Consider the following 13602-nt stretch of genomic DNA (forward strand, 5'->3'; position numbering starts at 1 on the left):
GGCATTACCCATCGCAAGATAAGGAAATGCCGTGATTGATTTACGCAGTGACACCGTGACCCGACCTGGACGCGCCATGCTGGAGGCAATGATGGCCGCCCCGGTCGGGGATGATGTGTATGGCGATGACCCGACGGTTAATGAACTTCAGGCCTACGCCGCTGAACTGAGCGGCAAAGAGGCCGCCCTCTTTTTACCCACCGGCACACAAGCTAACCTGGTCGCCCTGCTCAGCCACTGCGAACGCGGCGAAGAGTACATCGTCGGCCAGGGCGCGCATAACTATCTCTACGAAGCGGGCGGTGCGGCGGTGCTCGGCAGTATTCAGCCCCAGCCGATTGATGCTGCCGCCGACGGCACGCTGCCGCTGGATAAAGTCGCGGCAAAAATCAAAGCGGATGATATCCACTTTGCCCGCACTAAACTGCTGAGCCTTGAAAACACCCACAACGGCAAAGTGCTGCCGCGCGACTACCTGCAACAGGCCTGGGCGTTCACCCGCGAGCGCAGGCTGGCGCTGCACGTTGACGGCGCGCGCATCTTTAACGCGCTGGTGGAGTATGGCTGCAATTTAAAAGCGATCGCGCAATATTGCGACTCTTTCACCATCTGCCTCTCCAAAGGTCTCGGCACGCCGGTTGGCTCGCTGCTGGTCGGTGATAAAGCCTATATTGCCCGCGCTAACCGCTGGCGCAAGATGACCGGCGGCGGCATGCGCCAGGCGGGCTTTCTTGCCGCAGCCGGGCTCTATGCGCTTAAAAACAACGTTGAGCGGCTGAAAGAGGATCATGAGAACGCCGCCTGGCTGGCGACACAACTGCGCGAACTCGGCGCCGACGTGATGCGTCACGATACCAATATGGTATTTGTTCGCGTGGGGGATAACGCCCAGGCGCTGGGCGCGTTTATGCGCGAGCGCGGGGTGACGATCACCGCGGGCAGCGTGGTGCGGCTGGTGACGCATCTGGATGTCAGCCGCCAGCAGCTTGGCGAGGTGGTTCGCCACTGGCAGGCCTTTTTGCAGCGCTAAGGAGCAAATGTGGCGCAGCGAATCGCGGTGCTTGGTGCCAGCGGCTATATCGGGCAGCGGCTGGTACAAGCCCTCAGCGAGCAGGATCATCAGGTGAAAGCCGTAGCGCGGCGCTTAGGGCGGCTGCGAAAGCTGGCGCTGGCGAATGTCTCGCTGCATGAGATTGACCTCTTCTGGCCGCAGGCGCTGCCCGCACTGCTGGAGGATGTCGATACCCTCTACTATCTGGTGCACAGCATGGGCGAGAGCGGCGACTTTGTTGCCCACGAGCGGCAGATCGCCCTGAATGTGCGCGACGCGCTACAGGGCTCCGGCGTGAAACAGGTGATCTACCTCAGCTCCCTGCAAGCCCACGAAGGCAGCGACTCCGATCATCTGCTGGCGCGCCAGCACACCGGCGATCTGCTGCGCGCCGCGGGCGTGCCCGTCACCGAGCTGCGCGCCGGGATCATTGTTGGTGCCGGTTCGGCGGCGTTTGAAGTGATGCGCGACATGGTCTTTAACCTGCCGGTGCTGACCCCGCCGCGCTGGGTGCGCTCGCGCACCACCCCCATCGCGCTGGAGAATCTGCTGCACTACCTGCTTGAGCTACTCAACCATCCGGCCAATACGCACCGGGTGTTTGAAGCCGCAGGGCCGGAGGTGCTCACCTATCAGCAGCAGTTTATCCGCTTTATGGCGGTGAGCGGCGTCAAGCGCCCGCTGATCCCGCTGCCGCTGCCTACACGGCTTATCTCGGTGTGGTTTTTACACCTCATCACCTCCGTGCCGCCCTCTATTGCCAAAGCGTTAATCCAGGGGCTGAAACATGACCTGCTGGCGGATGACCGCACCCTGCGCGCGTTAATTCCGCAAACGCTGATCCCCTTTGATGAATCGGTACGCCGGACGCTCAAGGAGGAGGAGAAGCTGGTGAACTCCAGCGACTGGGGCTACGATCCGCAGGCTTTCTCCCGCTGGCGTCCGCAATATGGCTACTACCCGAAGCAGGCCGGTTTCAGCGTTACCACCCAGGCCAGCGCGCAGGCGTTATGGCAGGTGATCAACGGTATCGGCGGCAAAGAGCGCTACTTTTTTGGCAATCCTCTGTGGCAAACCCGCGCCGCGCTCGACAGGCTTATCGGCCATAAGCTGGCGCACGGGCGGCCGCAACGCCCCTATTTGCAGGTTGGCGATGCGGTAGACAGCTGGAAGGTGATTATCGTTGAGCCGCAGCAGCAGCTTGCCCTGCTGTTTGGCATGAAAGCGCCGGGGCTTGGGCGGTTAGTTTTTACCGTGACGGATAAGGGTAATTGCCGGGTGCTGGATGTGCGCGCCTGGTGGCATCCGCACGGTATGCCGGGGCTCTTTTACTGGCTGCTGATGTTTCCGGCGCATCTGTTTATTTTTCGCGGTATGGCGCAACGTATCGCCAGGCTTGCGGAAAAATGCAGTGAAAAAGTCTGAGCCTGTCGCCTTTCTTTTAACAATCCCATTGCATCACGACGTGATTCACGAAAGAATGCGCGCGATAAACGCTTAACACAGTGGATTGCTATGAAGGTTCTGGTCACGGGCGCAACCAGCGGTTTAGGCCGAAACGCGGTCGAATATCTGCGGCAAAAAGGCATTGCAGTCCGGGCGACGGGCCGCAACGAAGCGATGGGCAAGCTGCTCTGCAAGATGGGCGCTGAGTTTGTACCGGCGGATTTAACCCAGCTGGTCTCTTCGCAGGCGAAAGTGATGCTCGCGGGTATCGACACTTTGTGGCACTGCTCGAGTTTTACCTCACCATGGGGTACTCAGGAAGCGTTTGATCTCGCCAACGTGCGCGCCACACGCCGTCTCGGCGAATGGGCGGTTGCCTGGGGCGTGCGTAACTTTATCCATATCTCCTCGCCGTCGCTCTATTTCGATTATCACCACCACCGCGATATTGACGAAGCGTTCCGCCCGCGGCGCTTCGCCAACGAGTTTGCCCGCAGTAAAGCCGCCGGGGAGCAGGTTATCGATCTGCTGGCGCAGGCGAACCCGCAAACCCGCTTTACCATTTTGCGCCCGCAGAGCCTGTTTGGCCCGCACGATAAAGTCTTTATCCCGCGCCTGGCGCAGATGATGCAGCACTACCGCAGCGTGCTACTGCCGCGCGGCGGCGATGCGCTGGTCGATATGACCTACTACGAAAACGCGGTGCATGCGATGTGGCTGGCGAGCCAGACCGAGTGCGACGCCCTTCCCTCCGGGCGCGCCTTTAATATCACCAACGGCGAACCGCGCTCGCTGCGCACCATTGTGCAGACGTTGATTGATGAGCTGGGCATCGACTGCCGTATTCGCTCCGTGCCTTACACCATGCTGGATATGGTGGCGCGCAGTATGGAGCGCTTCGGCGACAAGCGCGCGAAAGAGCCCGCCTTTACCCATTACGGCGTCTCGAAGCTCAATTTTGATTTCACGCTGGATATCAAACGCGCGCAGCAGGAGCTGGGCTACACGCCGATTGTCACGCTCGATGAGGGCATCAGACGCACGGCGTTCTGGCTAAAAGATCACGGCAAGCTGCACCGCTAAACGACTCAAAACGGCCCGGACCTGATCTCGGAAACCCGCTGGCCGTTTTTATTGATGTAAAACCACTCGCCGCCTCCAAGGGCCATATGTTCGCCCTCGCGCTGCGGTTTGCAGCCGTTACAGACCAGCGCTTTACCCTCCTGAAACTGCCAGGCGTAATCAAACTGCGGCGCAATATGGTTGCGGAACGAATCGTCCCAGTAGCCCACTTTGCCATTCTGCCGGGCGCGCACCAGCCCTTCGACAAACCAGTCCGGCCCGTTGTCGAAATGCACTACCGGCAGGTAGCGATCCGGCGCGCGGACATAGTAATCGGCATCCGGCAGCCCGGCCTGGCGAGTGTAATCATATAAGCCAACCCACGACATGCCATCCACATCCTGGCTCTTTTCGAACAGCTCCGGCAGAAACACCAGCTTGCCCTCCTGCAGAGTGGCGCAGTTGGCGAGGGTCTCGACGTTGTCCGTTTTTTTATCCCAGTATGAACAACTAAAGGGCGGTGTCGGCGCACTGTGAGCGGCAAAAGCCGCCATCAGCAGCGCGCCGGTAAGGATGCGTAAACCCATCTCCATTGACCTCGTCATAAGCCGGTCGGCAGAGATCACTCTGCCTGACCATATTTTTCCAGTAAAGCCTCGGCGATCGCTAAGCTTTCGGCGTCAGCTACGCCATCCCACTTCGCCGGGCGAAAATGCATTTGAAATGCCATGATGACCCGCTTTTGTTGCAGCGGTGTCATATACGATTTGACGTCATAACCATAACGCGCCAGCAGATCGAGCAGTGCCGCATTGCTGACCCGCGTGTACTCCGCGCGGCCATTGAGGTAAAAGGCCACGCGCGCCGGATCGGGCCAGGCACCAATCCCCTGCGCGGCTAACACCTGCCAGGGAAACTGCGGGCCGGGATCCTCTTTGCGCTGCGGGGCGATGTCCGCATGCGCCACCACATTCTGCGGCGGGATGTTGTAACGCGCGACGATATCTTTTACCAGCGGAATCAACGCATTGATTTGTGCCTGCGCAAAAGGAACGAAGGTTTTACCGCCCGACGCCTTCTCCCAGCCGCGGTTTTCCAGCTCAATGCCGATGGAGGTGTCGTTAATGCGCGTCGATCCGCGCCAGAAGCTGGCCCCCGCATGCCACGCAAGTTTCTGCTCCGGTACCAGCTGCCAGATGCGCGGTTTACCCTTATCGCGCGGCGGATTGGCCGGGATTAAGTAGTGCGAACTGACATCTTTACCGAGCAGTGTAGTCAACGAGACATCAAAATCATCTGCCGTATAATGGATCACCAGCACCTTGATGCGGGGATAAGCCGCTTGCGCCTGATAACGGGTCACCAGTTGATAGCCAGGTTTCTCAATAACGCCTTTGTTGTCATCTTTTTTATCGCTGGCACAGCCTGCCAGTATCAGCGCCAGTAGCACTATTCCCCACGTTTTCATGCTTCTCCTTTTAACCATCAATGCGTTACCAGACACATTATGAGAGCAATACACTATTCTTGAAAGGTTGCGACTTCTGAACAGAAATAAGGAAATCATTATGCGCTATTCAGTTTTGACTCTTGTTATGCCGTGCGCGCTGCTGTTAAGCGCTTGTACCACCGTTGAGCCCGCTTTCAAAGATACCGGCGCACGCGTCAATACCTGCGTTGAAGGCGGCCCCGACAGTGTGGCACAGCAATTCTATGACTACCGCATTGAACATCCGGGCGCGAACTGGTCCTCGCTGCGCCCTTATCTGAGTGACGATCTGAGCAAAATGCTCACTGCCGCCAGCCGCGACGCGCGCAATAACGTGCTGCTGAAAGGCGACCCCTTCTCCAGCCGTAACCTGGCACCGGAGAAAGCCGATGTCGCCAGCGCTTCAACCATCCCCAACAGCGACGCGCGCAATATCCCGCTGCGCGTGACGTTGACCAAAGGCGATCAGCGCTGGCAGGACGAGGTGCTGATGATCCGCGAAGGCCAGTGCTGGGCGGTTGATGATGTGCGCTACCTCGGCGGCACGGTGCATGCCCCTGCGGGCACGCTGCGCCAGTCGGTTGAACATCGGTAAGTATTGACTAAACCCATCGATAACCCCCGTAAAATGTCTGGCATTCTGTGAGGAATGCCGACATTTATGCCTGGTTCCCACGTCGACCAGTGATATGTGCTAACTTTATGTAGAAACCTGGTTTATATTTAAGTTTTAACGCACAAATATTGCATAACTATTCTGTCAACGTTACTATTTGCGGCCTCAATTGCTATCAGACTGCTTCGATGAGTATTAAATTAAACAGCATCAATTGCTTCTACGGCGCACACCAGGCGCTGTTCGATATCACACTGGAGTGCCCGCAGGGTGAAACGCTGGTGCTGCTCGGCCCAAGCGGCGCGGGGAAAAGTTCGCTGCTGCGCGTGCTGAACCTGCTCGAAATGCCGCGCTCTGGCCAGCTGACCATCGCAGGCAATCATTTCGATTTCGCCAAAACCCCTTCTGATAAAGCGATTCGCGAATTACGCCAGAATGTGGGCATGGTGTTCCAGCAATATAATCTTTGGCCGCACCTCACCGTGCAGCAGAACCTGATTGAAGCGCCGTGCCGCGTGCTCGGATTACGCAAAGATGAGGCGCTGGCGCGCGCCGAGAAGCTGCTCGAGCGTTTACGCCTGAAGCCTTACAGCGATCGCTATCCGCTGCACCTTTCCGGCGGCCAGCAGCAGCGCGTGGCGATTGCCCGCGCGCTGATGATGGAGCCGCAGGTGCTGCTGTTCGATGAGCCGACCGCCGCGCTCGATCCAGAGATCACCGCACAGATCGTCAGCATCATCCGCGAGCTGTCGCAAACCGGTATTACGCAAGTTATCGTGACCCACGAAGTGGAAGTGGCGCGCAAGACGGCCAGTCGCGTGGTGTATATGGAAAATGGTCACATTGTTGAGCAAGGGGATGCGGGCTGCTTTGCCGCGCCGCAGACCGACGCGTTTAAATACTACCTATCTCACTGAAGACTCGGGAATAATGACAATGAAAAAATTACTGATCGCCGCACTTGTTGCCAGCATCAGCCTTAGCGCTACAGCAGCCCAGACCATCCGTTTCGCCACCGAAGCGAGCTACCCTCCGTTTGAATCGACCGACGCCAATAACAAAATCGTCGGTTTCGATGTCGATCTGGCGAATGCCCTGTGTAAAGAGATCGACGCCACCTGTACCTTTACCAACCAGGCTTTTGACAGCCTGATCCCAAGCCTGAAATTCCGCCGTTTCGACGCGGTAATGGCCGGGATGGATATCACGCCGGAGCGTGAAAAACAGGTGCTGTTCACCACCCCGTATTACGACAACTCTGCGCTCTTCGTCGGGCAAAAGGGCAAATTCACCGGCATCGACCAGCTGAAAGGCAAGCGTGTCGGCGTGCAGAATGGCACCACCCACCAGAAATTCATCACCGATAAGCACCCGGAAATCACCACTGTGCCTTACGACAGCTACCAGAACGCGCGTCTGGATCTGCAAAATGGCCGTATTGATGCCGTGTTCGGCGACACTGCGGTAGTGACCGAGTGGCTGAAATCTGACGCTAAACTGGCGGCGGTCGGCGATAAAGTGACCGACAAAGATTACTTCGGCACCGGCCTCGGTATCGCGGTACGCCAGGGTAACACCGAGCTGCAGCAGAAATTTAACGCCGCGCTGGAAAAAGTGAAGAAAGATGGGACTTACCAGACCATCTACAGCAAATGGTTCCAGAAGTAATACTGAATGAATGAAATGTTTCCATTAGCAAGCGCCGCCGGGATGACCGTCGGCCTTGCCGTCTGCGCGCTGATCATCGGCCTGGTGCTGGCGATGATCTTTGCCGTCTGGGAGTCGGTCAAATGGCGACCGATTGCCTGGATCGGCACCGCGCTGGTGACGATTTTACGCGGCCTGCCGGAGATTCTGGTGGTGCTGTTTATCTATTTCGGCTCCTCACAGCTGCTGTTACTGCTGTCGGACGGCTTTACCCTCAACCTCGGCGTTGTGCAGATCCCGGTGCAGATGCAGATTGAGAATTTCGACGTCAGCCCGTTCCTCTGCGGCGTGATCGCCCTCTCCCTGCTCTACGCCGCTTATGCCTCGCAAACCCTGCGCGGTGCGTTAAAAGCGGTGCCTGAGGGTCAGCGCGAGTCGGGCCAGGCGCTGGGTTTATCAAAAGGGGCGATCTTCTTTCGCCTGGTGATGCCGCAGATGTGGCGTCACGCGCTGCCGGGGCTCGGTAATCAGTGGCTGGTGCTGCTGAAAGATACCGCGCTGGTGTCGCTGATAAGCGTTAACGATCTGATGCTGCAAACCAAAAGTATTGCCACCCGCACCCAGGAGCCTTTTACCTGGTATATCGTGGCGGCGGCGATCTATCTGGTGATCACCCTGCTCAGCCAGTGGGTGCTGAAACGCATCGATCTGCGCGCAACGCGCTTTGAACGGAGGCCGGGATAATGCTTGAGTTTATGCCCGAGCTGTTCAAGGGGCTGCACACCAGCCTGACGCTGACGGTAGCCTCGCTGATTGTCGCGCTGGTGCTTTCACTGCTCTTCACTATTGTGCTGACGCTGAAAACGCCGGTGCTGACGCAGGTTGTCCGCGCCTATATCACGCTGTTTACCGGCACGCCGCTGCTGGTGCAGATCTTCCTGATTTACTACGGGCCGGGGCAGTTCCCCTCTTTGCAGAACTATCCGGCGATCTGGCGTCTGCTCTCTGAGCCGTGGCTCTGCGCGCTCATTGCACTGTCGCTTAACAGCGCGGCTTACACCACGCAGCTCTTCTATGGTGCTATCCGCGCCATTCCGGATGGGCAGTGGCAATCCTGCGGCGCGCTGGGGATGAGTAAGAAAGATACGCTGGCGATCCTGCTGCCCTACGCGTTTAAACGCGCGCTCTCCTCCTACTCCAACGAAGTGGTGCTGGTATTTAAAAGTACCTCGCTGGCCTACACCATTACATTGATGGAAGTGATGGGTCACGGGCAGCTGCTGTATGGACGCACCTACGATGTGACGGTGTTTGGCGCAGCCGGTTTAATCTATCTGGTGGTAAACGGCCTGCTGACGCTGATGATGCGCCTGATTGAGCGCAAAGCGCTGGCCTTTGAGCGGCGCAACTAAACTGCATAGGTAATCTGTAGAGGCGAGCTAATGACCCCATTACTCGCCTTTATTTTTATCATCAATAAAATAATTAAGCATTATAGTTGCATATAAATTCATACACTGGCATTGTTAATCCCATGCCTCCGGGTAACAACAATAAGATAGACAGACAGGAGTTTACTGATGAAAAAAATGATACTGGCCGCTCTTCTCGCTACCGTTTCCGCAGGGAGCTTTGCGGCTGATAAGATCAGCTTCGGCGTGTCGGCGACCTATCCCCCGTTTGAATCCCTGGATGCGGGCAATAAGATTGTCGGCTTCGATATCGATCTGGCGAATGCGCTCTGTAAGCAGATGCAGGCCAACTGCACCTTTACCAACCACGCCTTTGACAGCCTGATCCCGGCGCTGAAATTTAAGAAGTATGACGCGGTGATCTCCGGCATGGACATTACTCCGGAGCGTAGCAAACAGGTGGCGTTTACTGACCCCTACTACGCCAACTCCGCGCTGGTGATTGCCAAAAAAGATGCCTTTAAATCCTTTGACGATCTCAAGGGCAAACGCATCGGTATGGAAAACGGCACCACCCATCAGAAATATTTGCAGGATAAGCACCCGGAAGTGACCACCGTGGCGTATGACAGCTACCAGAACGCGATTATCGACCTGAAAAATGGCCGTATCGACGGCGTGTTTGGTGATACCGCGGTAGTGAATGAGTGGCTGAAAACTAACCCGCAGCTGGGTGTGGCAACGCCGAAAGTGACCGATCCGCAATATTTCGGCACCGGTCTTGGCATCGCTGTGCGCCCGGATAACAAAGCGCTGCTGGAGAAGCTGAACGCTGCGCTGAAAGCGATTAAAGCTGACGGCACCTACCAGAAAATCAGCGATCAGTGGTTCCCGCAGTAAGCCGTTCTTTGTAGGCCGGATAAGGCGCAAGCCGCCATCCGGCAATTACATTCCACACCAATACCCGATGGCGCGCTTTTGTAGGCCGGATAAGGCGTAGCCGCCATCCGGCAATTACATCCCACACCAATACCCGATGGCGCGCTTTTGTAGGCCGGATAAGGCGTAGCCGCCATCCGGCAATGAACCCTGCACAAATGCCTGATGGCGCTTCGCTTATCAGGCCTACGGACGGTCTGATTCTCTCGTCAACCGCCATCCGGCAATGAACTCCGCACAAATGCCTGATGGCGCTTCGCTTATCAGGCCTACGGACGGTCTGATTCTTTCGTCAACCGCCATCCGGCAATGAGACCCGCACAAATGCCCGATGGCGCTTCGCTTATCGGGCCTACGGGTTTTACGTTTAACGCCGTGCGCCCGAGGTGGCGACCGGTGTTTCGACGCGCTCCATCGCAATCGGGATACTTTTATACGCCGGGATGCCGCTTTTAGTGTCGTGGCTGTCCAGCGGCACCAGAATATTGGCTTCCGGATAATAGGCTCCCACCGAACCGGGTGCCATATCGATCACCACAACCGTCAGGTTATCCATCCGCCGCGAGGTGGGGTTCCCCTCGGGATCGAGCGCCACCACATTCACCTGATCGCCGACGCGCAACTCGCGTCGCTCCGCCTCATCGGCATTAATAAACAGCACGTCCCGTCGCCCGGTCACGCCGCGATAGCGGTCATTCAGCCCGTAAAGCGTGGTGTTGTACTGATCGTGGCTGCGCAGAGTGGTGAGCACCAGATCGTGGCACTTGAGCGAGCGCGGATCCTCATTAATCCCCTGCATCACTTTAAACTCGGCAAAGCCCGACGGCGTATTCCACTCCCGCTCGGAGGCGGCATTACGCAGGCGGAAGCCGCCCGGTTGTTTGACCCGTTCATTAAAATTAGCAAACGCCGGGAAGACCGCTTCGATGGCGTCGCGAATATTGCTGTAGTCGTTAACCATCCGGTCCCAGTTCACCACCGTCTGCGGCAGCGTCGCTTTGGCAAGGGCCGCCACCAGCGCCGGCTCCGACTTCAGGTGCGGTGAAGCAGGGTTTAACGATCCGCGCGAAGCGTGCACCATCGACATTGAATCCTCTACCGTCACGCTCTGCGCCCCGGATGCCTGCTCATCGGTTTCGGTGCGCCCAATCACCGGGAAGAGATAGTTATGTTTGCCGAGCAGCAGATGGGAGCGGTTCAGTTTGGTCGCCATATGCACCACCAGATCGAGCTTGCGCATCGCCGGGAAGGTGACCTGCGGATCGGAGATCGCTTCAGCCAGATTACCGCCCAGGCAGAGCAGCGCATTCACTTTGCCGTCGCGCATCGCCTGAATGGCAGCCACCGCGCCGTGCCCATGCTCACGCGGCGGTTTAAAACCAAACACCCGTTCAAGGCTATCGAGAAACCCGGCAGAGGGAATTTCAGTGATGCCAACCGTGCGGTCGCCCTGCACATTGGAGTGGCCGCGCAGCGGGCAGATACCCGCTCCTTTCTTACCAATATTGCCGCGCAGCAGCAGCAAGTTAGCAATCTGCTGCACGTTTTGCGTGCCGTACTGGTGCTGGGTGATGCCCATGCCGTAGCAGATAATGGTGCGCTCAGACTCGGCGTAAAGCCGGGCGATATTCTGGATCTCCTCGCGCTCCATACCGGAGACTTTCAGGATATGGTCCCAGTCGGTGGCGTCGAGATCGGCTTTCAGCTCCGCAAAACCCTGCGTGTGCTGGCGAATAAACACCTCGTCGATTACGCCCGGCTCTCCGTTCGCCAGCGCCTGCTCGTGCATCGACAGCAGGATCTTCATCACCCCTTTCAGCATTGCCGCATCACCGCCGACGCGCACTTTGTAGTAGGTCGAGGCGAGTTTGGTTGAGCTAAGGGCCAGCATCTCTATCGGGCTTTGCGGTGAGGTAAAACGCTCAAGGCCGCGCTCGCGCAGCGGGTTAATGGCGACGATGGTCGCGCCGCGTTTTGAGACTTCCCGCAGCGTACCGAGCATACGCGGATGGTTAGTGCCGGGGTTATGACCGATGCAGAGCACCAGATCGCAGTGGTCAAAATCCTCCAGTTCGACGGTGCCTTTACCAACGCCAATCGACTCCGGCAGCCCGACGCTGGTTGGCTCATGACACATATTTGAGCAGTCGGGGAAGTTATTGGTGCCATATTCACGGGCAAAGAGTTGCCACAGAAACGCCGCTTCGTTAGAGGCGCGCCCGGAGGTGTAAAACTCCACGCTATTTGGATCGTCATAGCTTTGCAGCAGCGCGCCAATTTCCTGAAACGCGGTCTCCCACTCAATCGCCTGATAGGTGTCGCTCTCAGCGTCATATTTCATCGGGTGGGTTAAGCGCCCCTCGCCTTCCAGTTCAAAGGCGTTGCGCTGCCACAGTTCGCTGACGGTGTGTGCCGCGAAAAATTCCGGCGTCGCGCGTTTGCTGGTCGCCTCCCAAGAGACGGCTTTAGCGCCGTTTTCACAAAATTCGAATGAGGAGGTGTGCTGCGGATCCGGCCAGGCACAGCCGGGGCAGTCAAAGCCCTGCGGCTGGTTTACTTTAAATAGCGCAATCACATCCTGCTTAACGGACATCTGTCCACGCAGCGCATCGGCCACCGCTTTTAACGCGCCCCAGCCACCTGCCGAGCCGCCGTATGGCGCGATCCCTACCGTTGATTGTTTCTGCTCTTTCATATTGCCCCACACTGTTCGCGTCGCTTTTTGCTTAAGCCTGGTACAAAAAACGCGCCTGTGGGGCAAAAAAGTCAGTATTTCGTCGCGCCAAATGGCTTTTAAGCGGAAGAATTAACGCCTGATCAGCAGGGTAAGCACTTCGTAATGGGCAGTATGGGGAAACATATCAAACAGTTGCACGCGCGCGACGCGGTAATCCGCCAGCGCGGCGAAATCCTTCGCCATCGTCTGCGCATTACAGCTGGAGTAGATAATCCACGGCGGCGCCATGCGGCTCAGGTAGTCACACAGCTCTGCGCCAATGCCGCGCCGCGGCGGGTTGACCAGCACCAGATCCGGCACCGACTCCTGCGCGGTGGCGAAACGGGTTGAATCGAGCGCCTGGAAGTGAAGATTGTGCAGCCCCAGCGCCTCGGCGGATTGCGTCGCACAGGCGATCGCTTCCGGCGCGATCTCAATCCCGGTCAGCTTCATCTCCGGCGTTGCGCAGTGCAGGCCAAAGCCGCCGACGCCGCAGAAGAGATCCCACATATGGTTGACCGGAAGTTGGCGCACCCAGTCCCGCGCCGTGGCGTAGAGCTGGCTGGCGACCGCCGGGTTGGTCTGGAAAAAACTCTGCGGGCGAATAGCGAGCGGCACACCGTTGAAGTTCTCCGCCAGCGCCTGCTGGTCGGTAAGAAAGATCTCCCTCTCCCCTTCCATGATCGCCATATGCACCGGCTGGATATTTACCGAGATCACCTTCAGTTGCGGCAATTGCGCCTGTAGCGTTGGCAGCGCGGCGCGCAGCTGCTCAACTTTCGCCTCTGAGCGCAGCACAAAGCGCAGCATCATGCCGCCGTCGAGCTGGCTCTCGGTCAATAAAAGGTATTTCAGTTCGCCGCGTTTGCGCGCTACGTTATAGGGCGTTAACCCGGCGCGGGCGATAAAGGGTTTCAGGGCGGCAAATACCGGGGCGAAGGTCGCCGGGTAGAGCGGGCAGGCAGTGAGATCTTCCGGCGTCCCGTCGCGGTGCAGCATGCCGAGCAGCGGTTTTTCAACGCTGCCGCTGACCACCATCTTCGCTTTATTACGAAAGCCCTGCTCCGGGCCGCTCACCGGCTCGCACCAGGACTCCACCGCAAAGGGGGCGAGCAGTGCGCGCAGATGATCCATCTTGGCGGAGAGTTGCAACGGGAGCGGCTGGTCGATCCACTCACAGGAGCGGCAGCGACCGGCGTCGAAGAGAGCGCACTGCATAGATAA

At 57.9% G+C, this 13602-nt stretch carries 13 protein-coding genes; 9 read left to right on the forward strand and 4 right to left on the reverse strand.

The features are described from left to right. Nucleotides 1-31 precede the first annotated feature (31 nt). The 3 genes from ltaE to EH164_RS14810 all read left to right on the forward strand — a co-directional run bounded on the left by ltaE (nt 32) and on the right by EH164_RS14810 (nt 3580). Nucleotides 32-1030 carry a low-specificity L-threonine aldolase gene (gene ltaE / locus EH164_RS14800; RefSeq protein ID WP_124968909.1) on the forward strand — a complete coding sequence of 333 codons (999 nt, stop codon included), beginning with the start codon at nt 32-34 and terminating at the stop codon, nt 1028-1030. A 9-nt stretch (nt 1031-1039) separates the two neighbouring features. Continuing rightward, nucleotides 1040-2476 carry a DUF2867 domain-containing protein gene (locus tag EH164_RS14805; protein WP_124968911.1) on the forward strand — a complete coding sequence of 479 codons (1437 nt, stop codon included), beginning with the start codon at nt 1040-1042 and terminating at the stop codon, nt 2474-2476. 90 nt (nt 2477-2566) lie between these two features. After that, nucleotides 2567-3580: an NAD(P)-dependent oxidoreductase gene (locus EH164_RS14810; protein ID WP_023481285.1), complete on the forward strand. Its 1014-nt coding sequence runs from the start codon at nt 2567-2569 to the stop codon at nt 3578-3580. A gap of 5 nt (nt 3581-3585) precedes the next feature. Here the strand turns inward: EH164_RS14810 and EH164_RS14815 are convergent, their stop codons facing one another. Together EH164_RS14815 and EH164_RS14820 are read right to left on the reverse strand one after the other, a co-directional pair. After that, entirely contained in the window at nt 3586-4146 is a 561-nt protein-coding gene (locus EH164_RS14815; protein WP_023481543.1) for a WG repeat-containing protein, read from the reverse strand. Nucleotides 4147-4181: 35 nt separating this feature from the next. After that, on the reverse strand, nt 4182-5027 hold the full coding sequence (locus EH164_RS14820; protein ID WP_034813914.1) for an N-acetylmuramoyl-L-alanine amidase: 846 nt from the start codon (nt 5025-5027) through the stop codon (nt 4182-4184). Nucleotides 5028-5127: 100 nt separating this feature from the next. On the opposite strand from EH164_RS14820, the gene EH164_RS14825 reads away from it, so the two are divergent. The 6 genes from EH164_RS14825 (at nt 5128) to artJ (ending at nt 9623) form a co-directional block, all read left to right on the forward strand. Then, nucleotides 5128-5643: a lipoprotein gene (locus EH164_RS14825; RefSeq protein WP_124968913.1), complete on the forward strand. Its 516-nt coding sequence runs from the start codon at nt 5128-5130 to the stop codon at nt 5641-5643. A 209-nt stretch (nt 5644-5852) separates the two neighbouring features. Further along, nucleotides 5853-6581, forward strand: a complete 729-nt coding sequence (gene artP / locus EH164_RS14830) for an arginine ABC transporter ATP-binding protein ArtP (protein WP_023481454.1) — start codon at nt 5853-5855, stop codon at nt 6579-6581. Between the two features lie 19 nt (nt 6582-6600). After that, nucleotides 6601-7332: an arginine ABC transporter substrate-binding protein ArtI gene (gene artI, locus EH164_RS14835; protein WP_023481785.1), complete on the forward strand. Its 732-nt coding sequence runs from the start codon at nt 6601-6603 to the stop codon at nt 7330-7332. Nucleotides 7333-7338: 6 nt separating this feature from the next. Next, nucleotides 7339-8055, forward strand: coding sequence for an arginine ABC transporter permease ArtQ (artQ, locus tag EH164_RS14840; RefSeq protein ID WP_023481425.1), 717 nt, complete (start codon nt 7339-7341; stop codon nt 8053-8055). Next, nucleotides 8055-8723 (forward strand): arginine ABC transporter permease ArtM, encoded by a 669-nt coding sequence (gene artM / locus EH164_RS14845; protein ID WP_124968915.1) that lies wholly within the window; start codon nt 8055-8057, stop codon nt 8721-8723. Before artQ ends, artM begins: the two co-directional genes overlap by 1 nt. A 168-nt stretch (nt 8724-8891) precedes the next feature. Continuing rightward, nucleotides 8892-9623 carry an arginine ABC transporter substrate-binding protein ArtJ gene (gene artJ, locus EH164_RS14850; RefSeq protein ID WP_023481799.1) on the forward strand — a complete coding sequence of 244 codons (732 nt, stop codon included), beginning with the start codon at nt 8892-8894 and terminating at the stop codon, nt 9621-9623. A gap of 406 nt (nt 9624-10029) precedes the next feature. On the opposite strand, the gene EH164_RS14855 is transcribed toward artJ, so the two are convergent. Together EH164_RS14855 and rlmC are read right to left on the reverse strand one after the other, a co-directional pair. Further along, nucleotides 10030-12357, reverse strand: coding sequence for an FdhF/YdeP family oxidoreductase (locus EH164_RS14855; RefSeq protein WP_124968917.1), 2328 nt, complete (start codon nt 12355-12357; stop codon nt 10030-10032). 111 nt (nt 12358-12468) lie between these two features. Continuing rightward, a complete protein-coding gene (gene rlmC, locus EH164_RS14860) occupies nt 12469-13596 on the reverse strand; it encodes a 23S rRNA (uracil(747)-C(5))-methyltransferase RlmC (protein ID WP_124968919.1) in 1128 nt (375 codons plus the stop codon). Between the last annotated feature and the right edge of the window lie 6 nt (nt 13597-13602).

This window comes from Kosakonia sp. CCTCC M2018092, from assembly GCF_003864115.1.
Taxonomy (GTDB): Bacteria; Pseudomonadota; Gammaproteobacteria; order Enterobacterales; family Enterobacteriaceae; genus Kosakonia; species Kosakonia cowanii.